The following is a 25,596-nucleotide window of genomic DNA, read 5'->3' as shown; positions in this document are numbered from 1 at the left end:
AGGTCAACCCGATATGGATCAGCGTCGAGTAGTTGTCACGGGTATGGGCCTGGTGTCGCCCCTGGGCAGTGATGTTGAAGTCGTCTGGCAGCGCTTGCTGGCCGGGCGTTCAGGATTGCGAAATCTGCCGGAAGCGGTCATCGCCGATCTGCGACCCGGGTCGGCGGCGTGGTACCGACGGTGGAAGAAGACGCCGAAGCGGGTTTCGATCCGGATCGCGCCACGCCGCCCAAAGAACAGAAGAAAATGGATCGTTTCATTCTGTTCGCGATGGAGGCTGCACGGCAGGCGCTTGAACAGGCGGGCTGGCACCCAGCGGAATCTCAAGCTCAGGAACGCACGGCCACCATCATCGGTTCAGGTGTCGGCGGCTTCGGCGCGATTGCCGATGCCGTGCGCACAACTGACAGCCGTGGTCCGCGACGCTTGTCGCCGTTCACCATTCCATCGTTTCTGGTCAATCTCGCGGCGGGTCATGTGTCGATCCAGCACGGACTCAAGGGGCCGCTTGGTGCACCGGTCACCGCGTGTGCTGCAGGTGTGCAGGCGATCGGTGACGCCGCTCGACTGATTCGTGCCGGCGAGGCTGACATTGCCGTGTGCGGGGGGGCGGAAGCATGCATCGACCGTGTCAGCCTTGCCGGATTTGCAGCGGCGCGGGCGCTCTCCAGTGGCTACAACGATACACCCGAACGCGCATCGCGGCCGTTCGACAGCGGGCGTGACGGTTTCGTGATGGGCGAGGGCGCCGGTCTGCTGGTGATCGAGTCGCTGGAGCATGCACTGGCACGCGGTGCGCAACCATTGGCCGAGCTGGTCGGCTACGGCACCAGCGCCGATGCCTATCATCTGACCGCCGGGCCGGAAGACGGCAGCGGTGCCCGGCGAGCCATGACGTTGGCGCTGGCTCAGGCCGGCATCGCGCCGGATCAGGTGCAGCATCTGAATGCGCATGCGACCTCGACGCCGGTTGGTGACCTGGGTGAACTGGCTGCAATCAAGTCGGTGTTTGGAGCGAAAAACTCAATCGCCGTGACCTCGACCAAATCTGCGACCGGGCATTTGCTGGGTGCGGCGGGAGGCCTGGAAGCAATCTTCACGCTGTTGGCGATCCGCGACCAGGCCGTGCCGCCGACCCTCAATCTGGACAACCCCGATCCGGCCAGCGTGGGCGTGGACATCGTCCACGGTCAGGCGCGGTCAATGCCGATCGAATACGCGCTGTCCAACGGCTTCGGTTTCGGAGGGGTCAATGCCAGCGTGCTGTTCAAGCGCTGGCAGGCTTAGTCTTCGGAGCGCTTGAGGTGTTCGCGGGTGACGTCGAGGATCTGTTCGGCGAACCCGGCATCCGCGACGCTGCGTGAGAGCAGGAGCGCACCCGCCAGTGTTGCCATGATGACGATGCTGCGCTCGGCGGCGTTCTCGCCTTCGAGGGTGTTCCGGATCTGATCCAGACGCGCCTTCAGCACGGCATCGCTGGTCGGGCTCGGTTGTCCGCGCAACCCCAGCTCCGAAGAAATGGTCAACAGCGGGCAGCCTTCATGAGGGCTGGTCTGGTGCCATTCGGACAGATAGGTATCGATGAACAGCGCCAGCGGATTCTCCTGCGCGAAGATCTCCGCGCACAACCCCGCGACCTGCTCACCGGCCGCTTGCAGGGCCTTTTCGACGAGGTCGTCCTTGGATTTGAAATGCGAATAAAAGCCGCCGTGGGTCAGCCCCAGCGCTTTCATCAAGGGTTGCAAGCCGGTCGCGCCGATGCCGTCCTTGCGGAACCGCTCTGACGCTTCCTTGATAATGCGTTGATGGGTCTGGGCTTTATGATCTTGCGAGTAACGCATCTAGACTCTCCGCAACAGGACCACCATTTTAACCAATGAAAATTGAATGGTGACTGTACTTCTACTTCTAAAAAGCCTGCCGGAGAATCCAACTTGTTCGTACAGCCAGCAACGGGTTGGCACGGATAGTGGTTGCAGCTCACAAAGTTGCCATCACCGAAGGAGCAGGAGAACCATGTTCAAAGACTATCCGGCCGCCTATCAGGTCAGTAAAGGCTCGGCCTTGCAGGTCAACACTGCGTTCTACGAACGGATTCGCGACAGAAAGGAGGCGCGAACCCTGATCGAACAATTCGAAGTGCCGATCCGCACCGGCCGCGCCTGGCATGTTCCGGCGGGGCATGTGTTTCGTGTCACCACACCGGTGGGGCCACAGGTGGGCGACTTCAATGTGTGGAATGCCCACGATCCCCGCGAACGGATGTGGGCGGCGCGCACCCGCCAACTGCAAGGTGCGCATGTCAGCACTCATGATCGCCTCTGGTCGAATCTGCCGTTTCTGCGGCCACTGGTGACCATCACCGATGACAGCCTGGCCGGTTACGGCATCGACGAACACGGAGGACGCCTGCACGATTTACTCGGTACACGCTGTGATCCCTACGTGAACAAGATGCTCACCGGCGAAGACTTCCATCATCATTGCCACTCCAATCTGACCCGTGCCGTGCTGCCGCACGGTCTGACCGAATTCGACGTGCACGACGTGTTGAACATCTTCCAGTGCACGGGCCTGAATCACGATGACCTGTATTTCATGAAGGCCTGTCCGGCACAGAAGGGCGACTACCTGGAGTTCTTCGCGGAAATCGACTTGCTGTGTGCATTGTCGACGTGCCCCGGCGGGGATCTGTCACTGGCGATGTGGGGGCCGGATGCACAGGATCCGTTGAGCGTGTGCCGCCCGTTGGGGGTGGAAATCTATCGGTTGGAGGATTCGCTGCTCGAAGGCTGGAGTTCGCCGGAACGCGCGGCATACAAAGGCCTGCATGGTTTACACATTGCCAAGGCCGAATGGGAACAATAACCGCCGTCAAAAACAGACCCCGCCGATTCTGGCGGGGTTTTCGGTCAGCGATCCTGCGCGTCCTTGATGTCCGCTTCGGCATTGCGCTCGGCAACACGTTGACGTTGTTCTTCGGTCAGTTCGACCTTGTTGGCGGTGTCGCGCAGCATCATCAGCCCCCCCACGATCGAGCCGATTGCAACGACCAGAATCAACCAGGCATACCAGGGCATAGCGGCTCTCCTTAATGACAGCTCGACCGGCGAGGATTTTGCCGGCGATGCTGCTTACCACGTTTGAGCGATGGGAAATCGCAGTGGTTCCATTCTAGGCCGGTTATGCCCGGGGCGGTCAAAGCCCGGTCAGCATGGCGTCCGCCGGCGCGTTCGCACGCAATTGCCCCGTGAGCAAGAAGTAGCCGAAGCCGACGGCCATGAAACCCAGGAAAATCAAGCCAATCAGTGCGTTGAACCAGGCCATCGCTAGCAGGCACACCACAGCCAGCACCAGCGCGATGAACGGGATCAACGGGTAGCACGGCGCACGGAAAGTCCGCTCAAGGTTCGGTTCACTTTTGCGCAGTTTGAACAGGCTGAGCATGCTCATGATGTACATCACTATGGCGCCGAACACGGCCATGGTGATCATTGCGGCAGTGAGCGTCATGCCGCCGAGGTTGATCAGGCCGTCGCTGTAGATCGCCGCGATGCCGATCACGCCGCCGGCAATGATCGCCCGGTGCGGCGTCTGGAAGCGCGACAGTTTCGCCAGCGAGGCGGGCAGGTAACCGGCGCGGGCGAGGGCGAAGAACTGGCGGGAGTAGCCGAGAATGATCCCGTGAAAACTCGCCACCAGACCGAACAGGCCGATCCACACCAGCATGTGCAGCCAGCCGGAGTTGTCGCCGACCACGGCTTTCATTGCTTGTGGCAGCGGGTCGTTGATGTTCGACAGGGCGCGCCAGTCGCCGACGCCACCGGCAAAGAACATCACGCCCATCGCCAGCAGCACCAGAGTCAGGATGCCGCTGATGTAGGCCTTGGGAATCGTGCGTTTCGGGTCCTTGGCTTCTTCGGCCGCCATGGCCGCGCCTTCAATCGCAAGGAAAAACCAGATCGCAAATGGAATGGCTGCGAACATGCCGGCAATCGCCGGTGCGCCAAACACGTCCGCGCCGGCCCAGCCATTAAGGGCGAAGTTGCTGAAACTGAAGGCCGGTGCGACCACGCCCATGAACACCAGCAACTCGGCGACGGCCAGCACGCAGACGATCAACTCGAAGGTCGCAGCCAGTTTCACACCAAGGATGTTCAACCCCATGAAGACGATGTACGCGCCGACCGCGGCGTGTTTCGGATCGAGGGCCGGAAACTGCACATTGAGATAGGCGCCGATTGCCAGGGCAATTGCGGGTGGGGCGAAGACAAATTCGATCAGCGTCGCCAGTCCTGCAATCAATCCACCTTTTTCACCGAATGCCCGACGGCTGTAGGCAAACGGCCCGCCCGCGTGCGGGATCGCCGTGGTCAGTTCGGTGAAGCTGAAAATGAAGCAGGTGTACATGGTCGCGACCATGAACGAGGTCACCAGAAAGCCCAGTGTTCCCGCGACACCCCAGCCATAGCTCCAGCCGAAATACTCCCCGGAAATCACCAGCCCGACGGCGATGCCCCACAGGTGCAAAGTGCCCAGCGTGGGTTTGAGTTGTGTGTTCATGCGTTTGCTCCCTGAACGGTTTGGAAAGCTTCGGGTGAGGGGCATGTGCAGTGGGCGTGCCATTGCTGTGAAACAAGTCGTAATGAGTTGAAAGCTGTCGTATCGGGGATGTTCGCGGCGCAATAACTGCTTTTTGTGCGCTAGTTGAGTGCGATGTTGACGGTTATGCCGTCTTCGCGAGCAGGCTCGCTCTCACAGGGGAATGCATTTCAACGTGTGGGAGCGAGCCGGCTCGCGGAGAGGCCCGGCCTGACGGGGCAGAAACCTGTTGTAAAGCCCGCATAAACCCACTCTTTACGCTTTCTTTATGCGCCGCCCGCAGCCTCGGTCTCGTTCCTTTACAGCCTCCTTTTCGACAATGCCTCCACACGCGGCAATACGCCGTAACACGGAGATCTTCCATGAGCGTTCTGGACGGGGTGTCCCTGCTGCTGGCAGCGGGGCTGTTCATTTATCTGTTGGTTGCGCTGTTGCGCGCGGATCGGAACTAGGAGCGGTTATGCACAGTTATGACTATTGGCAGATCCTCGCGTTTTTCGCGTTGGTGTTGCTGCCGGCGCCGTTCCTCGGGCGGTTCTACTACAAGGTGATGGAAGGTCAGCGCACCTGGCTGACGCCGATTCTTGGCCCGGTCGAGCGCGGCTGTTACCGCATTGCCGGGGTCAATCCGCAGGACGAGCAGAGCTGGCAGAAGTACACGCTGGCGCTGCTGGCGTTCAACCTCGCGGGTTTTCTGCTGTTGTTCGCGATCCTGTTGTTCCAGGATCACTTGCCGCTGAACCCGCAAAACCTGCCGGGCCAGGAGTGGACCCAGGCGTTCAACACCGCCGTCAGCTTCATGACCAACACCAACTGGCAGTCCTACAGCGGTGAAGCGACCCTCAGTTACCTGAGCCAGATGGTCGGCCTCACGGTGCAGAACTTCGTCAGCGCCGCCACCGGCCTCGCCGTGCTGGTCGCGTTGTGCCGCGGCATCGGTCGCAAATCCGCCAGGACCCTGGGCAACTTCTGGGCCGACATGACCCGTGCCACCCTCTACGGTCTGCTGCCGCTGTGCCTGGTGCTGGCGCTGTATCTGGTGTGGCAGGGCGTGCCGCAGACCTTCGCGCAATACGTGAACGCGGTGACGCTGCAAGGCGTCGATCAGGTCATTCCACTGGGCCCTGCGGCCAGCCAGATTGCGATCAAGCAACTGGGCACCAACGGCGGCGGCTTCTTTGGCGTCAACTCGGCGCATCCGTTCGAAAACCCGACCGCGTGGAGCAATCTGTTCGAAGTGTCTTCGATCATCCTGATCCCGGTGGCGCTGGTGTTCACCTTCGGCCACTACGTCAAGGATCTGCGTCAGAGCCGCGCCATCATCGGCTGCATGCTCGCGCTGTTCCTGATCGGCGGCGCCACTTCGCTGTGGGCCGAGTATCAGCCGAACCCGGCCCTGAACAACGTGGCCGTCGAACAGACCGCCCCGCTGGAAGGCAAGGAATCGCGCTTCGGCACTACCGCCACCGTGCTCTGGTCGGTGACCACCACCGCTGCATCGAACGGGTCGGTCAATGGCATGCATGACAGCCTTAACCCGCTCAGCGGCATGGTGGCGCTGGTCAACATGATGGTCGGCGAAGTGATCTTCGGCGGCGTGGGTGCCGGTCTCTACGGCATGTTGCTCAACGTGCTGATCGCGGTGTTTCTCGCAGGTCTGATGATCGGCCGTACGCCGGAATACCTCGGCAAGAAACTCCAGGCCCGTGAGGTGCAACTGCTGGTCGTGACCTTGCTGGTGATGCCGGTCGGCGTGCTGGTGCTGGGCGCGATTGCCGCTGCCCTGCCTGGCCCGGCGGCCACCATCAGCAACCCCGGCCCCCATGGTTTCAGCCAGTTGCTGTACGCCTACACCTCGGCCAGTGCCAACAACGGTTCGGCGTTCGGTGGTCTGAGTGCGAACACCCCGTTCCACAACCTGATGCTCGGTCTGGGCATGTTGATCGGTCGCTTCGGCTACATCCTTCCGGTACTGGCTCTGGCCGGCAGCCTGGCAATGAAGAAAACCGCACCGATCGGCCAGAACAGCTTTCCGACCCACGGCCCGCTGTTCGTGACCCTGCTGACCGTGACCATTTTGCTGGTCGGCGGCCTGACTTTCCTGCCGACCCTGGCTTTGGGCCCGATCGCTGAACACCTGAGCATGGGCTTCTAAGGAATCCATCATGAATATGCATGTTCCCGCTTCAAAACCGGCGGTAGCCGCCAAGTCGGCAGAAGCCCCCAAAACCGCGATCAGCGCCTTGTGGCGTCCGGCGCTGGTGCAAGCATTCGTCAAGCTCGACCCGCGTCAACTGGTGCGCTCCCCGGTGATGCTGGTGGTTGAACTGACCGCGATTTTCACCACCGTGCTGTGCTTTATTCCGGACACCATCGTGCCGACCTTTGTTGCGGCGCAGATCGCGCTGTGGCTTTGGTTCACCGTGATCTTCGCCAACTTCGCCGAAGCACTGGCCGAAGGTCGCGGCAAGGCCCGCGCCGACAGTCTCAAGGCCGGCAGCGAAGGGCTGAGCGCCCGGCGCAAACTGGCCAACGGCAGCTTTCAGGTAGTACCGGCTGCCAGTCTGCGCAAGGGTGATGTGGTGCGCGTCGAAGCCGGGGAGATGATTCCCGGTGACGGCGAAGTCATTGAAGGGATCGCGGCAGTCAACGAAGCGGCGATTACCGGTGAGTCGGCGCCGGTGATCCGCGAATCCGGCGGCGACCGTTCCGCTGTCACCGGCAACACCCGGCTGGTGTCCGACTGGTTGCTGGTGAAGATCACCGCCAACCCGGGGGAATCGACCCTCGACCGCATGATCGCACTGGTCGAAGGCGCCAAACGTCAGAAGACCCCTAACGAAGTGGCGCTGGACATCCTGCTGATCGGCCTGACCCTGATCTTTCTTCTGGTGGTCGTGACCCTGCAACCTTTCGCCCACTTCGCCAATGGCAGCCTGCCGCTGGTGTTCCTGGTGGCGCTGTTGGTCACGCTGATTCCGACCACCATCGGCGGTCTGCTGTCGGCCATCGGTATCGCCGGGATGGATCGTCTGGTGCGTCTGAACGTGATTGCCAAGTCCGGTCGTGCCGTGGAAGCGGCGGGTGATGTGCATGTACTGCTGCTGGACAAGACCGGCACCATCACCTTCGGCAACCGTCGTTGCAGTGCGGTGTATGCCGCGCCGGGCGTGAATGCCCGAGAGTTGGCCGAAGGTGCGCTGTTCGCTTCGCTTGCCGATGAAACCGCCGAGGGCAAGTCCATCGTCGAATATTTGCGCGGTTCCAATCCGCAGCCGGAGCCCGCACCTGAAGCGTTGACTGCCGTTCCGTTCAGCGCGGAAACCCGCTTGTCCGGTGTCGACTATCAGGGCCGTGTGTTCCGCAAGGGCGCGGTGGATTCGCTGCTAGCGTTCCTCGGTCAACAACGCAAGGATCTGGCGCCGGCGCTGTCCCGTGAAATCGACAAGATCGCCCAGAGCGGTGGCACGCCGTTGCTGGTCTGCGCCGACGGCAGACTGCTCGGAGTCATCCATTTGAAAGACGTGGTCAAGCCGGGCATCCGTGAGCGTTTCGCCGAGTTGCGCAAGCTGGGGATTCGCACGGTGATGGTCACTGGCGACAACCCGCTGACCGCTGCCGCGATTGCCGCTGAAGCAGGCGTCGACGACGTACTGGCCGAAGCGACTCCGGAGAAAAAACTGGCACGCATCCGTCACGAGCAGAACGACGGTCGCCTGGTCGCGATGTGCGGCGACGGTGCCAACGATGCTCCGGCGCTGGCTCAGGCCGACGTCGGCATGGCGATGAACGACGGCACTCAGGCAGCACGCGAAGCGGCCAACATGGTCGACCTCGACAGCGATCCGACCAAGCTGCTGGACGTGGTGCAGATCGGCAAGGAACTGCTGGTGACCCGTGGCGCGCTGACGACCTTTTCCATTGCCAACGACGTGGCCAAGTACTTTGCGATCCTGCCGGCACTGTTCGCGGCGATCTACCCGCAACTGGGCGTGCTGAACATCATGCACTTGAACAGCCCGCAGAGCGCGATTCTGTCGGCCATCGTCTTCAACGCCCTGATTATCGTCGTGCTGATTCCGCTGGCCTTGCGTGGCGTGCGGGTGCAGGCTGCGAGTGCGGCGGCGCTGCTGCGACGCAATCTGCTGATCTATGGCCTGGGCGGGATTCTGGTGCCGTTCGTGGGGATCAAGGCGATCGACATGTTGTTGACGGCGTTGCATCTGGTTTGAACCTGAACAGCGGTGTGCCGGGCACACCGCTTCAAGCACGAATTCGAGGATTTTGAAATGTCCACAATGTTACGTCCGGCCCTGAGCCTGCTGGTGCTGATGACCCTGGTCACCGGCGTTGCGTATCCGCTGGTGGTGACTGGCGTTGCCCAGGTCGCCTTTCCCGAGCAGGCCAACGGCAGTCTGGTGCGCGACGCCGAAGGCAAGGTGCGCGGCTCGTCGCTGATCGCTCAGGATTTTGTCGGCGATGCGTGGTTTCATCCACGTCCTTCGGCCGGTGCCTTTGCCACCGTTTCCAGCAGCGCGAGCAACCTGTCGCCGAGCAATCCGGCGCTGGCCACTCGGGTGATCGATGACGCCAACAAGCTGCAGGTACCCGGTCAGGGCCCGGTGCCGCTGGCGTTGCTGACTACCTCCGGCAGCGGTCTCGATCCGCACTTGCCACCGGCGGCGATTGCCTATCAACTGGCGCGTGTTGCCGCCGCGCGCAACGTACCGGTGGCGACCTTGCAGCAGTTGCTCGACGCGCACATCGAACAGCCGCTGGTGGGGCCACCGGTGGTGAATGTGCTGGCGTTGAACATGGCGCTGGAAAAACTTTAGTGGATGGGACGCAGAGCGTCCCGGGCTGCATTCCCACGCAGAGCGTGGGAACGATCATCCTTCAGGAAGAGAGCTTCAAGCATGAGTGACTCCGGCCGCGCCGACGCGCTGTTAGCAGAACTGCCCCGCGACGGACGCGGCCGGCTCAAGGTTTTCCTCGGCGCTGCGCCGGGCGTTGGCAAGACCTACGCCATGCTGCAGGCCGCTCACAGCCAGCTGCGCCAGGGCGTGAAAGTCATTGCGGGCGTGGTCGAAACCCACGGCCGCGCCGAAACCGAAGCGCTGCTCGGCGGCCTGCCGCAACTGCCGTTGGTGCGTTCGCAATACCGTGGCGTGACGCTGGAGGAAATGGACCTTGACGGCCTGCTCGCCGCCAAACCCAAACTGGTGCTGGTGGACGAGCTCGCCCACAGCAACGCCCCCGGCAGCCGTCACGCCAAACGCTGGCAGGATATTCAGGAACTGCTCGCCGCCGGCATCGACGTCTACACCACCGTCAACGTCCAGCACCTGGAAAGCCTCAACGATCAGGTGCGCGGCATCACGGGTGTGCAGGTACGTGAAACCCTGCCGGACTGGGTCTTGCAGGAAGCCTACGAACTGCTGCTGATCGACCTGCCGCCCCGGGAACTGCTCGAGCGCCTGCGCGAAGGCAAGGTCTATGTACCGGAGCAGGCCCGGGCCGCGATCGATGCGTTTTTCACTCAAACCAATCTCACCGCGTTGCGGGAACTGGCGATGCAGACCGCTGCGGCGCAGGTCGACAACGATCTGGCTCAGGGCTACCGCAAGCTCGGTCAGGCCGCCCCGGCGGTGCGCGGGCGCCTGCTGGTCGGGGTCGACGGTAATGCCGATGCCGAACGATTGGTGCGCCACGCCAGCCGTGTCGCCCAGCGCCGGCATTTGCCGTGGAGCCTGGTGCACGTCGACAACGGCAGCGTGCGCGATGAGCAATCGCGTCTGCGCCTGCAAGGCGCCCAGCAACTGGCTGAACGCCTCGGCGGCGAAGTGGTGCTGCTACGGGCCGGCGAAGTGGCCAAGACCCTGATCCAGCACGCCACCGAGCGCCGCGCCAGTCTGGTACTGGTCGGTCAGTCGCGTCCGAGTCTGCGTCGACGGCTGTTCGGCGGTGGTCTGGCGGCACGGTTGCTGCGCCAGTCCCACGGCCTGGAAATCAACGTACTGGACAGCGATCACGAGCAACACGCGCCACGCCTGCGGACGGCGCCGACGCTGGTGTGGTTCGATTATGCGCTGGCGCTGGTGGCGACCATTCTGGCCAGTGCGCTGGCGTGGGCGGTGTCGAGCGTATTGCCGCTGCCGAACATCTCGCTGGTGTTCCTTGCCGCCGTGCTGCTGGTCGCGGTGCGCAGCAGCCTGGGGCCTTCGCTGGCCTGTGCAGCGTTGTCGTTCCTGACCTACGACTTTCTGTTCATCCCGCCGAATTTTTCCTTTGCCATTCAGCGCGAAGAAGACGTGCTGACCTTGCTGTTCTTCCTGCTGATGGCGGCACTCACCGGTAATCTGGCGGCGCGTCAGCGTCGGCAATTGCAGGCGTTGCGCGATACCCAGGAAGAGACCACCGAGCTGCTCGACCTGTCGCGCAAGCTCACCGCCGCCACCGACCGTCAGGCCGTGGTCAGCGCTGCCGCACAGCACCTCAATGGCTGGAGCGACCTGCAAGTGTGCCTGCTCGATCGCGACGGGCAGGGCAGCTGGAAAGTCGAGACCGGCGGGCCGCTGCAATTCACCGAATCCGAACGCGCCGCTGCTGACTGGGCCTGGCAACACGATCAACCGGCCGGCATGGGCACCGGCACGTTGCCGTTCGGGCGCTGGTGGTGGTGGCCGCTGTCGGTGGAGGATGGACCGCTGGCGCTGCTCGGTGTGTGCGCCAAAGAGGGCCAGACATTGAGCGGGCAACGCCGCCGCTTGCTGACTGCATTGAGCCAGCCGCTGGCGCAGGCCCTGGCCCGGGCGCAACTGGCTGACGATCTCGAAGCTGCGCGTCTGCACGGCGAAACCGAACAACTGCGCAGTGCCTTGCTGGCCTCGGTGTCCCACGACCTGCGCACGCCACTGACGTCAATGCGCGGCAGCATCGACAGCCTGCTGGCGCTCGGCGAAGCGATCGCGCTGGAGGATCGCCGTGAATTGCTGGAAGGCACCCGCGATGAAGCCGAACGTCTCGACCGTTACATCCAGAACCTGCTGGACATGACCCGTCTTGGGCATGGTGCGCTGAAACTGGCGCGGGACTGGGTGTCGCCGGCGGACATCGTCGGCAGTGCCCTCAATCGTCTGCGCGCCGTGTTGTCGTCGCTGCAGGTGAGCACCGATGTACCGGCCGAATTGCCCTTGTTGTTTGTCCATGCCGCACTGATCGAGCAGGCGCTGGTCAATGTGCTGGAAAATGCCGCACGCTTCTCGCCGTCCCATGGCCGTCTGCAATTGCGTGCCGGAGCGGATGACAGCGAGGTGTTTTTCTCGGTCAGCGATGAAGGGCCGGGGATTCCCATCGATGAGCGGGCGAAGATTTTCGACATGTTCTACACCGCCGCCCGGGGTGATCGTGGCGGACAGGGCACCGGCCTGGGGCTGGCGATCTGTCAGGGCATGGTCGGTGCCCATGGCGGGCGGATCAGTGTCGGCGAGGGCATCGACGGTCGCGGCACCTGCATCACTCTGCACCTGCCTTTGCAGACGCAACCGGGGATGGACGGTGAAGCCTGATCCTGCCTGCGCTACTCTCTTGCCACTCTTTTGTATTGATGTGAACCCATGAGCCAGACTGCGACCATTTTGGTCATCGACGATGAACCGCAGATTCGCAAATTCCTGCGCATCAGCCTCGCTTCACAAGGCTACAAGGTGCTGGAAGCCGGCACCGGTGCCGAGGGCCTGGCCCAGGCGGCGCTGAACAAGCCTGACTTGCTGGTGCTTGACCTCGGCCTGCCGGATATGGATGGCCAGCAAGTGCTGCGCGAGTTTCGCGAGTGGGCCACGGCGCCGGTACTGGTGCTGTCGGTGCGTGCCGGCGAAGGGCAGAAGGTCCAGGCGCTGGATGGCGGTGCCAATGACTACGTCACCAAGCCGTTCGGCATTCAGGAGTTTCTCGCCCGGGTGCGAGCGTTGTTGCGTCAGGCGCCGGCCGGCGAAGCGCAGCAGGCCGCGTTGAATTTCGGCCCGCTGACCGTGGACCTGGCCTATCGCCGGGTGCTGCTTGACGGCGTCGAAGTCGCCTTGACCCGCAAGGAATACGCGGTGCTGGCGCAACTGGCGCGGCATCCGGGCCGGGTGATTACCCAGCAGCAATTGCTCAAGGACATCTGGGGGCCGACCCATACCGAGGACAGTCACTACCTGCGGATCGTCGTCGGCCATCTGCGGCAGAAACTGGCGGATGACCCGACCCGGCCACGGTTCATTGTGACCGAGGCGGGTGTCGGTTATCGGTTGTTGAGCGAGAGCAGCATTTAGCTCTGCTCGCTCTCGTAACGGTCGAGGGTGTCCCGGGCAATTTCGCGACCCAGTGCGATGAGTTCGGGAGCCTTGTAGAACTCGAAGAACCGGCACACCCGCTTCGGCACGTTGATCAGAATGTCCGGCGGATACCCGGCGATCTTGTACTGCGCCAGGGACGTCTGCATCACCTCGAAACTCTGGTTGATCAGATCCAGCAATGACGCAGGCCCGACGTTGTCGACGATGAACGATCCGGTGGCGGATTTCGGTGCGCCGTCACGCTCGGGGGCGGCAGCGGGTTGCTGGGTTTCCGGTTCCGCACCTTCCACCCACGGATTGATATCCGCCGCTTCTGCTCGCAAGGCTTCCTGTTCCAGCAGCAACAGTTGCTCGGCCTGTTTGCGACGGAACGGCATCTTCGATCCCAATGAGTTGATCAGGCTGTCGAAGCGCGTACGGAATGCGGCGGGGCGCTGGATCACTGGCAGCTTGTAATGACGCTGGTTGGTCGAGTTGAGGTTGACCGCGATGATCAGATCGCAGTGGCTCGACACTACCGGCACGATCGGCAACGGGTTGAGAATGCCGCCGTCCACCAGCATCCGGTTACCCTGCATCACCGGGGTGAACAGGCTGGGAATCGCCGCCGAGGCGCGCATGGCCTGATGCAGGCAGCCTTCCTGAAACCAGATTTCCTGCTGGTTGGTGAGGTCGGCGGCGACCGCCGTGTAGGGGATGCGCAGTTCTTCTATATTGATTTCTCCGACGATCTTGCGGATCTGGCCGAAGACCTTTTCGCCACGGATCGCCCCGAGGCGGAAACTCACGTCCACCAGCCGCAACACGTCGAGGTAATCCAGGCCTTCGATCCAGCTGCGGTACTCGTCGAGCTTTCCGGCGGCGTAGATTCCGCCGACCACCGCGCCCATCGAACAACCGGCGATGCAGGCAATGTCGTAACCCCGTCGTTCGAGCTCTTCGATGACCCCGATATGGGCATAGCCCCGGGCGCCACCGGAACCCAGTACGAGTGCGACACGCTTTTTCATCAGACTTCCTCCCCCGACAGGTTTCCACAATGCACCCATCGAGGGTCGGGCGACAATCGCCGCAGTCGTCCGGGACGGCGCTGGCGTCGTTTTTTCGATACTTCGTGACCCGCTGGCGTTATCTTTTGCCATGCGGTGGATTCACGGGGCACAAGGCACTTTTCCTGCGCCCGAACGTCTTAACTGCACGACTGTTGACCTATCTTGAGGTGTAAATGATGAAAGCCTGGATCTGTGTGCCCCTGATTGCCCTGGCATTGGCCGGTTGCGCCGGCAAGACCGCCTACCGCGACAGCTGTGGCAGTCAGCTCGATGCGGCGTGGCATGAACTGGATCTGGCCAAGGCCGAGGGATTTGCCGGTACCGTGAGTTACTCCAAGGCCCTGTCGTTGCTGACTGCGGCCAAGACCCAGCAACAATTCGAGGGCTTTGAGGGTTGCAGCAAAAAAGCCGAGAAAGCGCGTTTCTACATTCGCGAATCCCGTGCCGGGCGCTAAGCTGCTGACGTGGCGCAATGGCAGGCCAGCCATGCCGGCGCACACTCATGTAACGGATTGAAGTCAGGAGCAAGTCATGTCTGCGTTGGTCGACCGGTTGGTGGCTCACGTCCTGAGCCTGGAAGTCAGGCTGCTGGCCTGTCAGGCGCGTCTGGCCGCACGCACCGACCCGGAAGCGCTGCATGATTTGCGCACCACCGTGCGCCGTTTGCGCAGCCTGTTGCGGCCGTTGCGTGGTTTGCCCGGTGTCGAACAGCTGGAAGATGCGGCGGCTGCGGTGGGGCAACTGACCACGCCGTGGCGTGACCGTGAAGTGCTGGCGGCCTGGCTGACCGAGCATGGTCAGCCAGTGGCTGCACAGCGGCGGATGGCGCAGATGGCCGAGGCTTACCCCAGCTTGGCGGCCAGCGCCGAAGTGGCCTCGCTGTTGATGATCCTCGATGCCTTTCCACGTTTCCTGCGGGCCTCCCAGCGTCAGGGTTTGCTCGATAAACTGGGCAAACGCATCGAAAAGCGCCTGGGCAAACAGTGGAAAAATCTCGATGTGGCATTGCACGATCCGGCCCACGACCGCCACCGTCTGCGTCTGTTGATCAAGCGTGTGCGTTATGGCATCGAAGCCTATCCCGAACTCGATCGTCTGCCGAAGCCGGCGCTGGCGCGTTTGAAGTCCGCGCAGGGCGCATTGGGCGATTGGCATGATTGCTGGCAATGGCTGGCGAAAGCCGGGCAGGAGGCCGATCTGCAGCCCTGCGTCGCCACCTGGCAGGCGACCATGATCAAGGCCGAGATCAAGGCTGATCGGGTGCTGGAAAAACTCAGCGCAACCTGCTTCAAGTCCTGAATCCATCTCACGCCCCGGTGAGGTGTCTTATCTGTCAGTCTCTTTGACCGGAATGGACGCTGCGCCGCTCTGCCGCGCTGGTTAAGATCCGGTCATTCCCTTTTTCGTGTCCGAGGTTTCCATGCGTTTTTGCGATCTGATCGATGCTGTCCATCGCCAACCGGAGGTCGTCATTCCGGCTGAGTGGGGGCAGGGGCGTGCCAGCTTCGGCGGGCTGGTGGCGGCGCTGCAATACGAGGTGATGCGCGCGCGGGTGCCGACGGAGCGACCGGTGCGCTCGCTGGCAATCACCTTTGTCGGTCCCGTCGAGCCCGGAGTACCGGTGAGCTTTGAAGTGGAAATCCTGCGTGAAGGCAAAGCGGTCATTCAGGTGCTGGGGCGGGCCGTGCAGAACGGTCAGGTGGTGACCATGGTGCAAGGCAGCTTCGGTGCTTCGCGCCCCTCGGAAGTGGCGGTCGAAGCCTATCCGGCACCCGAGATGAAACACTGGGACGAGTGCCCGGAGCTGCCTTACCTCAAAGGCGTCACCCCGGAATTCATGCGTCATCTGGCCATGCGCTGGAGTGTCGGCGGCATGCCGTTCACCGGCAACCGATCGCGGCTGATGGGCGGTTGGGTTCGGCTGCGTGGGGATGTGAAGGAAGAGCCGGTCAACGAGGCGCACCTGCTGGCGCTGGTCGATGCCTGGCCGCCTGCGTTGTTGCCGTATCTGAAGAAGCCGGCGCCGGGCAGCACGCTGACCTGGACCATCGAATTCGTTCAGCCGTTACGGGCGTTGAGTACGCTGGAATGGTGCCAGTATCTGGCGGACATCGAATATGCCGCCGACGGTTATGGTCATGTCGCCGCGAAACTGTGGAGCGCTCAAGGTGAGCTGATTGCGATGAGTCGGCAGACAGTGACGATTTTCGCCTGACTCAATGACGGCGGTGGCGCTCGCGCCAGGCGCGGTACCAGCCGCCGCTGAGCAGAAAGCGCGGGAAGGTCAGAAACTGCTCGACCAGCAGGCGCGACACGGCGTCCTTGCGATCACTGAACGGCTCGGAGGCTTGCGCCTCCAGGCTGTGGCCGTGACGCTGCAGACCCAGCGCCGCGACGATCCCGATCACGCCAATCGCCACGCTCGCCAGGCTGAGGCTGAACACGCCCGAGACGATCAGCAGAAACGCGACAATGAACAGCGGCACGGCGATCAGGTGCAGCACCAGATTGGTCGGGTGCCGGTGATTGTCCGGGTACGCGCGCCATTGCCACGCGGGAAGGTTGGGGTGACGTTTGCCCATGTTGTTGCTCCTCGATCCATGTTCGATTCATGGTTGAAGAATAGGCTCGGGCGGACAGGGCGGCGAATCAAGGTTGGCTATTGCGCTGATAGGGACAATGGCCATTCCTGATGGTGTCCCTAGAGTTTCAACTGACCTATCGCCTTGTTGAGTTCACCGGCCAGGGTCGCCAGTTCATTACTGGTGGTCGCTGAGTCCACTGTCTGCTGCACGGTGTTCTCGGTAACATCGCGGATGCTCACCACCGCGCGGTTCATTTCCTCCGCCACCTGACTTTGCTGTTCTGCGGCCACGGCAATCTGTGTATTGCTCTCGCGCATCTGCGCCACCGCCCCGGTGATTTCAGCCAGTGCTTCGCCGGCCTCTTGAGCCTGCTGTACACAGTCGTCGGCCTTGTACGAACTCTCCTGCATGAAATCCACTGCATCGCGGGTACCGGCCTGCAACGCTGACACCATGGTGGTGATTTCATCGGTAGACGTCTGCACGCGCTTGGCAAGGTTGCGCACCTCGTCGGCGACCACCGCGAATCCTCGACCCATCTCCCCGGCGCGGGCGGCTTCGATGGCGGCATTGAGCGCCAGCAGATTGGTTTGTTCGGCGATGCTGTGGATCACGCTGACCACGCCATTGATCTTCTGACTGTCTTCGGCCAGGCGCTGGATCATTTCGGCAGTCTGCTGCACGCCGCTGGACAGACCGGCGATCGAATGCTGCACGCGGGTGACCACTTGCTGACCGCTGCCGGCCAGCCCGTCGGCGGTCTGTGACAGGTCACGGGTGGCGCCGGCGTGCTGGGCGATGTGGTAGACGGTGGCGGTCATTTCATTGATGGCCGTGGCAGCCTGATCGGTTTCGCTTTGCTGACCGAGCATGCCGTGGCGCACCTCGTTCATGCTCGATGCCAGTCGCGCCGCGCCGATGTCCAGCTGCCGTGCGGTGTTGGCCACGGTGGTGACCACACGCTGGTAGCCGGCCTGCATCGCGTTGAAGGCGTTGGCCATCTGACCGACTTCATCCTTGCAGGCCAGTGGTACCCGGGCCGAAAGGTCTCCGGTTTTCTCGACGTGCAGCATCACGTCCTTGAGCGTATTGAGCTGGCTGAGCAGGAAGCGGATCAGCAACTGCGAAGCGCCGAGCATTGCCAGCATCAGGATGAACACGGCGACCGCATAGTTGGCAAAGCGCTCGCTGAACACCTGGCTCAGGCTCGGTGCGTAAGCAATCACCGCAACTTGCTGGCCATCGGCACGGCTGAATACCTCGGCGCCGAGCAGCGGGTTTTCGCCGAACAACGGCAGGTGATTGATCTCGATCCAGCCGTTGCCTTCGCTGATTTCCAGCAGCGGTTGATCATTGAGGCGCGGCGCTTCACCGCGTTTGAACGTCAGCACCTGATCGGATTTGGGCAGCGCCTGTCCGGCCGGCCAGGCCTTGAGCAACTGCGCCTGGGCCTGGGCCGAGGTTTGCGCGACGTGGCTGCGGGCCTGTTGTTCGAGCTGCACGGCATACATGACCAACAACAGGGTGGTGACGAAGGCGACCGCGTTGACCGCCCAGAATTTGTATTTCAGCGAGATATTGCTAAGCCAGGCACCCATGGAGGTCTTCTCTGATAGCGGAAACAGTTTTGGCAAGGTGCCAGCATTGTGCCGCTACTCGGGTGTCCGGGTTTTGATATGCATCAACAAGTGAAGCATTCCTGCTCTTGCATCAGCGATTCAGGGCAGGACAGGCAAACCATAGAATGCCCGGGCGCAGGCGGTGGTATGGGCCGCCAGATCTTCTTCTGTCTCCCTCCGATGCAACGCCACTTCGCGCAATACTTCGGTCAGGTACGCCGGCTCGTTTCGTCCATTCTTCGGTTTTGGCCGCAGTGTCCGTGGCAGCAGATAGGGCGCATCGCTTTCCAGCATCAGGCGACCGCGTTTGATCTCCTTCACCAGCGGATGCAAATGGGTGCCGCGACGCTCGTCGCAGATCCAGCCGGTGATGCCGATGTGAAGGTCCAGATCGAGGTAGCTGAACAACGCTTTCTGCTCGCCGGTGAAGCAATGCACCACGGCGGCAGGCAATTGATCGCGAAAGTCACGGAGGATTTCCAGCAGACGCTGGCTGGCGTCACGTTCGTGCAGGAACACCGGTAATTGCAGCTCGGCGGCCAGGGCCAGATGCTCTTCGAGGACTCTTTCCTGCTGTGGGCGCGGCGAGAAATCTCTGTTGAAGTCCAGCCCGCATTCACCCACGGCCACCACATTCGACTCCTGCAGCAGACTGCGCAGACGCCGTGCGCTGTCAGCGTTCCAGTCACTGGCCGAATGCGGATGGATGCCGGCGGTGGCGAACAGTCGCTGACCGTCCGGATCCAGCTGCCGGCATAACTCCAGCGCCTGCTCACTGCTGTCGACGGCGGTGCCGGTCAGCACCAATTGGCAGACTCCGGCGGCGTAGGCGCGGTCAAGCACAGCTTGATGTTTGTCGTCGAAACTGGAGTTGGTCAGGTTGACGCCGATATCGATGAGTTGCATGGTGCTACCTCGGGCCGAAGGCCGGAAAGCATATCAGAGCTGTAGATTTATCAGAAAAGCCAAGAACTACAACGGCTTATGACTGTCTGTTGAGGCCGCGAGACAGCACGGATTGGCGCAATCGCCATCATTGTGCCAGTCTCTCGCACTTTATCAGCGCTCCTGGCGCTCTGTTTTCGTCGGTGTTTTTCGACCGTTCAGCGGTAAAAACGCCCCGTATTCTTTCCGGAGAGTGGATGGTTCGTCCCTCGGTTTTGCTCTTGCTGTGTGGGTCGCTGCTGCTGCCGGTATCGGCGGTCGCGCGGCTGCCCGGGCCGCTGCAAGCCGTACCGTCCGCCAAGGTTCGCGACCTGAGCGAGATCCGCAGCAGCCGTGTGCTGCGGGTATTGGTCAACCAGAGCCGCAACAGTTCCGGTGAAGTCCAGGGGCAGACCATCGGCGTCGAGTACCACCGCTTGCGCGCGTTCGAGCAATACCTCAACGGCCACGCCCGCGACGGCCAGGAAATCACGCTCAAGATCATTCCCAAAGCCAAGGATCAACTGCTCGGCGCATTACAGCGGGGCGAAGGTGATCTGGTGGCGCCAGGCGAGCTGCTCGATCTGCAACCGGGGCACGCGGTTGCCAGCAGTGAACCGATCGCCAGCAATGTGCCGCTGGTACTGGTGGGCATCAAGGGCGAGAAGCGCTACACCAAAGCCGAGCAACTGGCCGGCAAGACTCTGGCCCTGCCCACCGGCAGTGCAGCGGGGGAGGCGGTCAGCCAGCTCAACCAGAAACTGGCGCTGCACAAACTGGCGCCGATCAAGATCGAATGGGTCGACCCTACGCTCGCGGTCGAGGACGTGCTGGAAATGGTCCAGGGCGGGATTTTCCACCTGACCATTGTCGAGCAACCGATTGCCGAGCGCTGGGGCAAGATCCTGCCCAAGCTGCGTTTTGACCGGCAGTTGGCGATCAGTGAACCGGGCGAGGAGTACTGGTTCGTCCGTCGCGATGCTTCGATGCTGCGGGCCAGCATCGACCGCTTTCTCACCGGCTACAAAACGCCGTCAAACGAAGATGCGGCGTTTCTGCGAATCTATCGTCGCCTCTATCAGGTCCACTACCCGCTGGCCAAGGCTGACCGACAGCGTCTGGAAAAACTGCGTCCGACCCTGCAAAAACATGCCGAGGCGCAGAACATGGACTGGCTCAACCTGGCCGCGCTGGCGTTCAAGGAATCGGCTTTGCAACCCGCAGCCCGCAGCGGTGCCGGGCCGACCGGGCTGATGCAGATCACGCCGTCCGCCGCGCAACGGGTCGGTGTCAACAACATCCAGAATCTCGATGCGAATGTGCAGGCCGGGGCCAAATACCTGGCGATGATCCGCCGCAAGTTCTTCAACAGTCCCAAGCTCAATGAGCGTGAGCGCATGGCGTTCACGCTGGCTGCCTACAACATCGGCCCGGAGCGTGTGCAAGGGATGCGCGCCGAGGCCCGGCGCCGTGGTTTGAACCCTAATCAGTGGTTTTTCCAGGTCGAGCGCATTGCCATGGAGCAGGTGGGGATGGGCGCCGTCAGCTATGTTAATAGTGTGAACAAGTATTACTTGGCGTTCGACCGGGAGCGGGAGTCGTTGGAGCCCCGGGGACAGAAAGTTGTCTCACGCAAATGATCAAATAAATTGATTGTTATGGCGGAATATTTGCGCTTTTAACATAAATTTAACTGATTAATATGGCGGCCAACCAACAAGCACTTCTGACAACAAGGAAACGCAAACATGAGCACTCTGATCAACAAGGTTCTGTTTACCCGTGCCGGCTATGGCATGACCCTTCTGCGCATTGCCGTCGGTGTGATCTTCGCGGCCCACGGCTCGCAGAAACTTTTCGGTCTGTTCGGTGGCTACGGTCTGGCGGGCACTGCCCAATACATGGAAAGCGTCGGCCTGACTCCCGGTTACCTGATGGCGACGCTGGCGGGCGGTACCGAGTTTTTCGCCGGTCTGGCATTGATCATCGGTCTGCTGGTTCGCCCGGCGGCTCTGGGTCTGACCTTCCTGTCGCTGGTGGCGATCTTCACCGTGCATATCAGCAACGGCCTGTTCATGGCCAATAACGGATACGAGTTCGCCCTGGCGCTGCTCGGCGGCAGCATCGCGGTGCTGATCGAAGGTGCCGGCAAGCTTTCGGTGGATCGCGCCATCGCCGGCTGACCGCTCTGGCTCAAGCAAAAGGCCTGCATCGTGCGGGCCTTTTTTGTTGCGGCCGATTCTTGACACTGGCCGGTCACGTTCTCTAGGATGCCGCTCATGCGCCGATTTAAACAGCTACTTGCGGGGCGCCAGGTGACTATTCTTCAGTTGCCGCCAGAAGCCGGGACAGGGCTTCGAAATACCGCTAAAGCGCTGGTTCGGTGTTGCCTCTCACCTGCCATGCAGACTTTTGAGGCAGAGACACGACACGATGAATGCACTACGCCCTCCAGCACGTCCCGCGCCGATCACGGCACATATCACCCAGCGCAACCCAAAGATCCTGCTTGGCGGCAAACACCAGCCGACGCTGTTGCGCTATCTCGATGGCTGGCCGCGCCGCAGCGGCGGTCCTGCCGCGTTCCTGATCCAGTTTGTAGAAGACGGTGAGTCGCTGGTGCGGTTTGCCGATGACAGCTTCGATCTGGCGGTGATTCAATCGCCCAGCGCTGAAGAAGCCCCGCAAATGATCCGTCAACTGACCCGCGTTGCGCGTCAGGGCCTGATTGCCCGACGCTGAGCCTCAGGGATAGTCGATCGCCACGATGTAAACGAATTGCTCGCCGGTTGGTGTCTGGACCCGAACTTCAGCGTCCAGCGCCTTGCCGATCAGGGCGCGGGCCAGCGGCGAGTCGATACTGATCAGACCCAGTTTCAGATCAAGTTCATCCGGTCCGACAATTCGATAGCGTGACTGTTTGCCGTCCTCGTCCTCGATGGTCACCCAGGCGCCGAAGTAGACCTTGTTCGGATCGCTCGGTTTTTCACTGACGACCTTCAGTGCTTCAAGACGCTTGGTGAGAAAACGCACGCGACTGTCGATTTCGCGCAACATTTTCTTGCCGTAGGTGTACTCGGCATTTTCCGAGCGGTCACCCTGTGCTGCCGCTTCACTGACGGCCTGGGTCACCTGGGGGCGGCGTACATGCCACAACTCATGGAATTCGGCGCGCATCCGCGCTTCACCTTCAGGGGTGATCAGCGCGGTGCCAGCGGTGCGGGGAGGACGATAACGGCTCATGACGACTTCATGTGGTAGTGAGGGCTGGAGTCTATCAACCCTCGCGCAGCACTGTCAGCGGGCTCGCATTCAGTGCCCGACGGGTGCCGAACACGCCGGCACCACCGATCAGGGCCGCACCGATCAGCGGCAGCACCAGCAACCATGGATGCGGGTGCCAGGGCAGGTCGAACGCGAAGCGATACAACACCAGACTCACCACCTCCGAACCGATGGCCGCCAGCAACCCGCTGACCGCGCCCAACAGACCGAACTCGATCCGCCGGGCCTTGACCAGCAACTGCCGTTCCGCCCCCAGTGCACGCAATAGCGCGCCTTGGCGGATACGTTCATCAAGCGTCGCCTGCAACCCGGAAAACAGCACGGCCATCCCGGCCGCCAACACAAACAACAACACGTACTCCACGGCCAGGGTGACCTGGGCGAGGATGCTGCGCAGTTGTTCGAGCAGGGCTTCGACCTGCAGGATGGTCACGGCCGGAAACGCTCGCGACAACTCGACAATCTGCTGGTCGTGACCGGGGGCCAGATAGAAGCTGGTGAGGTAGGTCGCCGGCAAATCCTTCAGGGTGCCGGGCTGGAAGATCATGAAAAAGTTCGGCTGAAAGTTGTCCCAGTTGATCTCGCGCAGGCTGGTGACTTTCGCTTCGCGGTTGACTCCGCCAACGCTAAACACCAGGTGATCGCCCAGTTTGAGCTTGAGGCTTTCGGCGACCTTGCTTTCCACCGAGACCCCTGGAATCTTGTCCGAGGGTTGTCCGCTCCACCACGAACCCGCTGTGATCCTGTTGCCCGCTGGCAAGTCAGCGGCCCAGGTCAGGCTCAAATCGCGCTGTATCGCCCGGTCGCCGGCCGAGTCCTTGCTGACGATCTGCTGCACCGCTTCGCCGTTGATACTGATCAGCCGCCCCGGCACCACCGGGTACAGCGGCGCGGCCTGGGCCGAGACGTCGATCAGGTGATCGGTGAAGGCCTGTTTGTCTGCCGGCAGGATGTTCAGGGCGAAATAGTTCGGGGCGTTTTTCGGCAACTGGTTCTGCCAGGTGTCGAGCAGTTCGCCGCGCAACAAGGCGATCAGCGCCATGGACAGCAGGATCAGGCCGAACGCCAGTGACTGTCCGGCAGCCGCCAGCGGGTGGCGCAGCAACTGACCCAAGCCAAGTCGCCATGGCAGCGAGGCACGCGCCAGCAGTCGACGCAGGCTGTTGAGCAGCAACAGCAGCAGACTGCCCAGTATCAGGGCGGCGACCACGCCACCACCGAGCAAGGCAAACGTCAGCAACAGATCCAGGCTCAGGCGCCACATGATCAGTCCGAGCGCTCCGAGCGCTGCGCCGTAGACCATCCAGGTGCTGGACGGGATCGGCAGCATGTCCCGGCGCAAGACCCGTAGCGGCGGCACGCGCCCCAACGCGGCCAGTGGCGGTAGGGCGAAACCGGCCAGCGCCACCAGCCCGGTGCCGATCCCCGCCAGCGCCGGGAGCAAGCCGCCCGGTGGTACGTCGGTCGGCAGCAAGTCATGCAGCAGCGCGAACAGACCCAATTGAGCCAGCCAGCCAAGCAAGGCGCCGCCGAGGCTGGCGAAGAGGCCAAGCACCGCCAGTTGCAGGCTGAACAGAACCATGGTTTCCCGACGGGACAGTCCCAGGCAGCGAAGCAGGGCGCTGGCATCGAAACGACGGCTGGCGAAGCGATTCGCCGAGAGCGCCACCGCCACGCCAGCCAACAGCACGGCGACCAGACTCGCCATGTTCAGATAGCGTTCGGCCTTGCCCAGGGCGCCGCCAATCTGTCGGTTGCCATCGCGGGCATCCTGAATCCGCTGGTTGGCTGCGAGCCCCGGCTTGATCAGTTGGCGATAGGTTTCCAACGCACCGGGTTCGCCACGCCATAAATCGCGATAGCTCACCCGGCTGCCGGGCTGGACCACGCCGGTTGCCGCGAGGTCATCGAGGTTGATCAGCACCCGTGGCGTCAGGCTGTAAAAGTTGCCGGCGCGATCCGGCTCGTACGTCAGCACCCTGGTCAGCTTCAGCGTTTTCATACCGACGTCGATGCTGTCGCCGATCTTCAGGTCCAGCGCCGTGAGCAGGCGCGATTCGACCCAGGCTTCTCCCGGTTGCGGTTCGCCCCCCGCCGCTTCGGCAGCAAACTGTGCCGGGGCACTTTTCAGTTCGCCACGCAGTGGATAGGCACGGTCGACGGCCTTGATGCTCGACAACTGAATGCCGTTGTCGGTGGCGATGACACTGGAGAACTCGACAATCTGCGCATGATCGAGGTGTAGCTCGGTGCCGCTCCTGATTTGTTCCGGCCGTGCGGGGGAGCTGCCTTCGAGCACCAGATCCGCGCCGAGAAACTCGGTAGCGCGCAACGTCATCGCGCCATTGAGGCGGGCACCGAAATAGCCGATGGCGGTGCTCGCCGCCACAGCCACCAGCAACGCAAAAAACAGCACTCGCAACTCTCCGGCGCGGGCGTCGCGCATGAGTTGGCGCAGGGCAAGACTGAGCAGGCGCAACATCGGCAGGCGTGCCATCAAGGCTCCAGAGGGGCGACCAGCAGGCCGGCTTCAAGTCGGATCAGGCGCCGGCAGCGATGGGCCAGGCGTTCGTCGTGGGTCACCAGCACCAGTGTCGTGCCGCGCTCCTTGTTCATCTCGAACAGCAAGTCGCTGATGCGCTCGCCAGTGTGGCTGTCGAGGTTGCCGGTGGGCTCGTCGGCGAACAGTACATCCGGCTCGGCGGCAAACGCACGGGCAATCGCCACCCGCTGCTGTTCGCCGCCGGAGAGCTGACGCGGCGAGTGGGTCAGACGCTGGCCGAGGCCGACGCGCTGCAACAGTTCGGTGGCGCGACTGCGGGCGTCTTTGCGGCCTTCGAGTTCCAGCGGCAGCATGACGTTTTCCAGGGCGTTGAGACTGTCGAGCAACTGGAATGACTGAAAGACGAACCCCACATGTTCGGCGCGAATGCGCGCACGCTGGTCTTCGTCGAGATTGCCCAGGGACTGGCCGGCGAGGATGACTTCGCCGCTGCTTGGCAGATCGAGGCCGGCAAGCAGGCCGAGCAGGGTGGATTTGCCGGAGCCGGATGCGCCGACGATGGCCAGGCTGTCGCCCTTGTTCAGTTCCAGACCGAGTTCGTGCAGGATGGTCAGTTCACCTTCCGCGCTGGGAACCACTTTGCTAAGGTTCTTCGCGGTGAGAATGCTTGCGCCCATGGAGAATCCG

At 62.2% G+C, this 25,596-nt stretch carries 23 protein-coding genes and 1 pseudogene; 14 read left to right on the top strand and 10 right to left on the bottom strand.

The genetic code is table 11. The features are described 5' to 3' along the window. Window positions 1–13: 13 nt before the first annotated feature. Window positions 14–1,287 (top strand): annotated as a pseudogene (gene fabF, locus BBF94_RS00685) (beta-ketoacyl-ACP synthase II). On the opposite strand, the gene BBF94_RS00680 reads toward fabF, so the two are convergent. Beyond that, entirely contained in the window at window positions 1,284–1,841 is a 558-nt protein-coding gene (locus BBF94_RS00680) for a TetR/AcrR family transcriptional regulator (protein WP_065257132.1), read from the bottom strand. The pseudogene fabF and the gene BBF94_RS00680 overlap by 4 nt on opposite strands. Window positions 1,842–2,016: 175 nt before the next feature. Here BBF94_RS00680 and BBF94_RS00675 point away from each other — a divergent pair, with 175 nt between their 5' ends. Further along, window positions 2,017–2,868 carry an urea carboxylase-associated family protein gene (locus BBF94_RS00675; RefSeq protein WP_065257131.1) on the top strand — a complete coding sequence of 284 codons (852 nt, stop codon included), beginning with the start codon at window positions 2,017–2,019 and terminating at the stop codon, window positions 2,866–2,868. Window positions 2,869–2,912: 44 nt separating this feature from the next. Here BBF94_RS00675 and BBF94_RS00670 read toward each other — a convergent pair whose 3' ends face one another. Together BBF94_RS00670 and eat are read right to left on the bottom strand one after the other, a co-directional pair. Then, a complete protein-coding gene (locus BBF94_RS00670) occupies window positions 2,913–3,080 on the bottom strand; it encodes a DUF2897 family protein (RefSeq protein ID WP_065257130.1) in 168 nt (55 codons plus the stop codon). 118 nt (window positions 3,081–3,198) lie between these two features. Further along, window positions 3,199–4,563: an ethanolamine permease gene (gene eat, locus BBF94_RS00665; RefSeq protein WP_065257129.1), complete on the bottom strand. Its 1,365-nt coding sequence runs from the start codon at window positions 4,561–4,563 to the stop codon at window positions 3,199–3,201. Between the two features lie 401 nt (window positions 4,564–4,964). On the opposite strand from eat, the gene kdpF reads away from it, so the two are divergent. The 6 genes from kdpF to BBF94_RS00635 all read left to right on the top strand — a co-directional run bounded on the left by kdpF (window position 4,965) and on the right by BBF94_RS00635 (window position 12,917). Beyond that, window positions 4,965–5,054 (top strand): K(+)-transporting ATPase subunit F, encoded by a 90-nt coding sequence (kdpF, locus tag BBF94_RS00660; RefSeq protein ID WP_007963673.1) that lies wholly within the window; start codon window positions 4,965–4,967, stop codon window positions 5,052–5,054. 8 nt (window positions 5,055–5,062) lie between these two features. Then, window positions 5,063–6,757 (top strand): potassium-transporting ATPase subunit KdpA, encoded by a 1,695-nt coding sequence (kdpA, locus tag BBF94_RS00655; RefSeq protein ID WP_065257128.1) that lies wholly within the window; start codon window positions 5,063–5,065, stop codon window positions 6,755–6,757. Window positions 6,758–6,767: 10 nt separating this feature from the next. Further along, on the top strand, window positions 6,768–8,834 hold the full coding sequence (kdpB, locus tag BBF94_RS00650) for a potassium-transporting ATPase subunit KdpB (protein ID WP_065257127.1): 2,067 nt from the start codon (window positions 6,768–6,770) through the stop codon (window positions 8,832–8,834). 57 nt (window positions 8,835–8,891) lie between these two features. Next, the gene (gene kdpC / locus BBF94_RS00645; protein WP_064598370.1) at window positions 8,892–9,437 is read left to right on the top strand and encodes a potassium-transporting ATPase subunit KdpC; all 546 of its coding nucleotides are present in this window, start codon (window positions 8,892–8,894) and stop codon (window positions 9,435–9,437) included. Window positions 9,438–9,518: 81 nt separating this feature from the next. Further along, entirely contained in the window at window positions 9,519–12,170 is a 2,652-nt protein-coding gene (locus tag BBF94_RS00640; RefSeq protein ID WP_065257126.1) for a sensor histidine kinase, read from the top strand. A gap of 48 nt (window positions 12,171–12,218) precedes the next feature. After that, the gene (locus BBF94_RS00635) at window positions 12,219–12,917 is read left to right on the top strand and encodes a response regulator (RefSeq protein ID WP_065257125.1); all 699 of its coding nucleotides are present in this window, start codon (window positions 12,219–12,221) and stop codon (window positions 12,915–12,917) included. Here the strand turns inward: BBF94_RS00635 and BBF94_RS00630 are convergent. Beyond that, window positions 12,914–13,951: a patatin-like phospholipase family protein gene (locus tag BBF94_RS00630; protein ID WP_065257124.1), complete on the bottom strand. Its 1,038-nt coding sequence runs from the start codon at window positions 13,949–13,951 to the stop codon at window positions 12,914–12,916. The two genes, BBF94_RS00635 and BBF94_RS00630, sit on opposite strands and share 4 nt — an antisense overlap. Window positions 13,952–14,169: 218 nt before the next feature. On the opposite strand from BBF94_RS00630, the gene BBF94_RS00625 reads away from it, so the two are divergent. The 3 genes from BBF94_RS00625 to BBF94_RS00615 all read left to right on the top strand — a co-directional run bounded on the left by BBF94_RS00625 (window position 14,170) and on the right by BBF94_RS00615 (window position 16,208). Then, window positions 14,170–14,448: a hypothetical protein gene (locus BBF94_RS00625; RefSeq protein WP_041069470.1), complete on the top strand. Its 279-nt coding sequence runs from the start codon at window positions 14,170–14,172 to the stop codon at window positions 14,446–14,448. Between the two features lie 76 nt (window positions 14,449–14,524). Beyond that, window positions 14,525–15,292, top strand: a complete 768-nt coding sequence (locus tag BBF94_RS00620; protein ID WP_065257123.1) for a CHAD domain-containing protein — start codon at window positions 14,525–14,527, stop codon at window positions 15,290–15,292. A 121-nt stretch (window positions 15,293–15,413) separates the two neighbouring features. Beyond that, window positions 15,414–16,208, top strand: coding sequence for an acyl-CoA thioesterase (locus BBF94_RS00615; RefSeq protein WP_065257122.1), 795 nt, complete (start codon window positions 15,414–15,416; stop codon window positions 16,206–16,208). 1 nt (window position 16,209) lies between these two features. Here the strand turns inward: BBF94_RS00615 and BBF94_RS00610 are convergent, their stop codons facing one another. From BBF94_RS00610 to BBF94_RS00600, 3 genes are all read right to left on the bottom strand, one after another. After that, on the bottom strand, window positions 16,210–16,575 hold the full coding sequence (locus tag BBF94_RS00610) for a DUF962 domain-containing protein (RefSeq protein WP_065257121.1): 366 nt from the start codon (window positions 16,573–16,575) through the stop codon (window positions 16,210–16,212). Window positions 16,576–16,694: 119 nt separating this feature from the next. Beyond that, complete coding sequence (locus BBF94_RS00605; protein ID WP_065257120.1) at window positions 16,695–18,176, bottom strand: methyl-accepting chemotaxis protein; 1,482 nt, start codon at window positions 18,174–18,176, stop codon at window positions 16,695–16,697. Window positions 18,177–18,296: 120 nt separating this feature from the next. Beyond that, window positions 18,297–19,103 carry a TatD family hydrolase gene (locus BBF94_RS00600; RefSeq protein WP_065257119.1) on the bottom strand — a complete coding sequence of 269 codons (807 nt, stop codon included), beginning with the start codon at window positions 19,101–19,103 and terminating at the stop codon, window positions 18,297–18,299. A 236-nt stretch (window positions 19,104–19,339) separates the two neighbouring features. Here BBF94_RS00600 and BBF94_RS00595 point away from each other — a divergent pair, with 236 nt between their 5' ends. From BBF94_RS00595 to BBF94_RS00585, 3 genes are all read left to right on the top strand, one after another. Continuing rightward, window positions 19,340–20,761, top strand: a complete 1,422-nt coding sequence (locus tag BBF94_RS00595) for an MltF family protein (protein ID WP_065257118.1) — start codon at window positions 19,340–19,342, stop codon at window positions 20,759–20,761. A 108-nt stretch (window positions 20,762–20,869) separates the two neighbouring features. Further along, on the top strand, window positions 20,870–21,304 hold the full coding sequence (locus BBF94_RS00590; RefSeq protein ID WP_065257117.1) for a DoxX family protein: 435 nt from the start codon (window positions 20,870–20,872) through the stop codon (window positions 21,302–21,304). Between the two features lie 250 nt (window positions 21,305–21,554). Continuing rightward, on the top strand, window positions 21,555–21,863 hold the full coding sequence (locus BBF94_RS00585) for a hypothetical protein (protein WP_065257116.1): 309 nt from the start codon (window positions 21,555–21,557) through the stop codon (window positions 21,861–21,863). 3 nt (window positions 21,864–21,866) lie between these two features. Here the strand turns inward: BBF94_RS00585 and greB are convergent, their stop codons facing one another. From greB to BBF94_RS00570, 3 genes are read right to left on the bottom strand one after another with little or no spacing between them, the layout of a single operon-like run. After that, window positions 21,867–22,364, bottom strand: a complete 498-nt coding sequence (gene greB, locus BBF94_RS00580; RefSeq protein ID WP_007964774.1) for a transcription elongation factor GreB — start codon at window positions 22,362–22,364, stop codon at window positions 21,867–21,869. Between the two features lie 34 nt (window positions 22,365–22,398). Beyond that, a complete protein-coding gene (locus tag BBF94_RS00575; RefSeq protein WP_065257115.1) occupies window positions 22,399–24,903 on the bottom strand; it encodes an ABC transporter permease in 2,505 nt (834 codons plus the stop codon). Then, window positions 24,903–25,586: an ABC transporter ATP-binding protein gene (locus tag BBF94_RS00570; protein ID WP_065257114.1), complete on the bottom strand. Its 684-nt coding sequence runs from the start codon at window positions 25,584–25,586 to the stop codon at window positions 24,903–24,905. The genes BBF94_RS00575 and BBF94_RS00570 overlap by 1 nt, the downstream gene beginning before the upstream one ends. Window positions 25,587–25,596: the final 10 nt, after the last annotated feature.

It is taken from the genome of Pseudomonas bananamidigenes, from assembly GCF_001679645.1.
Taxonomy (GTDB): Bacteria; Pseudomonadota; Gammaproteobacteria; order Pseudomonadales; family Pseudomonadaceae; genus Aquipseudomonas; species Aquipseudomonas bananamidigenes.
This window is presented reverse-complemented; position numbering and strand designations above follow the sequence as displayed.

Excerpts from the sequence above, each read along its gene's own strand:
- BBF94_RS00680 (WP_065257132.1), bottom strand. The coding sequence starts at position 1,841 with ATGCGTTACTCGCAAGATCATAAAGCCCAGACCCATCAACGCATTATC.
- BBF94_RS00675 (WP_065257131.1), top strand. The coding sequence starts at position 2,017 with ATGTTCAAAGACTATCCGGCCGCCTATCAGGTCAGTAAAGGCTCGGCC.
- BBF94_RS00670 (WP_065257130.1), bottom strand. The coding sequence starts at position 3,080 with ATGCCCTGGTATGCCTGGTTGATTCTGGTCGTTGCAATCGGCTCGATC.
- eat (WP_065257129.1), bottom strand. The coding sequence starts at position 4,563 with ATGAACACACAACTCAAACCCACGCTGGGCACTTTGCACCTGTGGGGC.
- kdpF (WP_007963673.1), top strand. The coding sequence starts at position 4,965 with ATGAGCGTTCTGGACGGGGTGTCCCTGCTGCTGGCAGCGGGGCTGTTC.
- kdpA (WP_065257128.1), top strand. The coding sequence starts at position 5,063 with ATGCACAGTTATGACTATTGGCAGATCCTCGCGTTTTTCGCGTTGGTG.
- kdpB (WP_065257127.1), top strand. The coding sequence starts at position 6,768 with ATGAATATGCATGTTCCCGCTTCAAAACCGGCGGTAGCCGCCAAGTCG.
- kdpC (WP_064598370.1), top strand. The coding sequence starts at position 8,892 with ATGTCCACAATGTTACGTCCGGCCCTGAGCCTGCTGGTGCTGATGACC.
- BBF94_RS00640 (WP_065257126.1), top strand. The coding sequence starts at position 9,519 with ATGAGTGACTCCGGCCGCGCCGACGCGCTGTTAGCAGAACTGCCCCGC.
- BBF94_RS00635 (WP_065257125.1), top strand. The coding sequence starts at position 12,219 with ATGAGCCAGACTGCGACCATTTTGGTCATCGACGATGAACCGCAGATT.
- BBF94_RS00630 (WP_065257124.1), bottom strand. The coding sequence starts at position 13,951 with ATGAAAAAGCGTGTCGCACTCGTACTGGGTTCCGGTGGCGCCCGGGGC.
- BBF94_RS00625 (WP_041069470.1), top strand. The coding sequence starts at position 14,170 with ATGAAAGCCTGGATCTGTGTGCCCCTGATTGCCCTGGCATTGGCCGGT.
- BBF94_RS00620 (WP_065257123.1), top strand. The coding sequence starts at position 14,525 with ATGTCTGCGTTGGTCGACCGGTTGGTGGCTCACGTCCTGAGCCTGGAA.
- BBF94_RS00615 (WP_065257122.1), top strand. The coding sequence starts at position 15,414 with ATGCGTTTTTGCGATCTGATCGATGCTGTCCATCGCCAACCGGAGGTC.
- BBF94_RS00610 (WP_065257121.1), bottom strand. The coding sequence starts at position 16,575 with ATGGGCAAACGTCACCCCAACCTTCCCGCGTGGCAATGGCGCGCGTAC.
- BBF94_RS00605 (WP_065257120.1), bottom strand. The coding sequence starts at position 18,176 with ATGGGTGCCTGGCTTAGCAATATCTCGCTGAAATACAAATTCTGGGCG.
- BBF94_RS00600 (WP_065257119.1), bottom strand. The coding sequence starts at position 19,103 with ATGCAACTCATCGATATCGGCGTCAACCTGACCAACTCCAGTTTCGAC.
- BBF94_RS00595 (WP_065257118.1), top strand. The coding sequence starts at position 19,340 with ATGGTTCGTCCCTCGGTTTTGCTCTTGCTGTGTGGGTCGCTGCTGCTG.
- BBF94_RS00590 (WP_065257117.1), top strand. The coding sequence starts at position 20,870 with ATGAGCACTCTGATCAACAAGGTTCTGTTTACCCGTGCCGGCTATGGC.
- BBF94_RS00585 (WP_065257116.1), top strand. The coding sequence starts at position 21,555 with ATGAATGCACTACGCCCTCCAGCACGTCCCGCGCCGATCACGGCACAT.
- greB (WP_007964774.1), bottom strand. The coding sequence starts at position 22,364 with ATGAGCCGTTATCGTCCTCCCCGCACCGCTGGCACCGCGCTGATCACC.
- BBF94_RS00575 (WP_065257115.1), bottom strand. The coding sequence starts at position 24,903 with ATGGCACGCCTGCCGATGTTGCGCCTGCTCAGTCTTGCCCTGCGCCAA.
- BBF94_RS00570 (WP_065257114.1), bottom strand. The coding sequence starts at position 25,586 with ATGGGCGCAAGCATTCTCACCGCGAAGAACCTTAGCAAAGTGGTTCCC.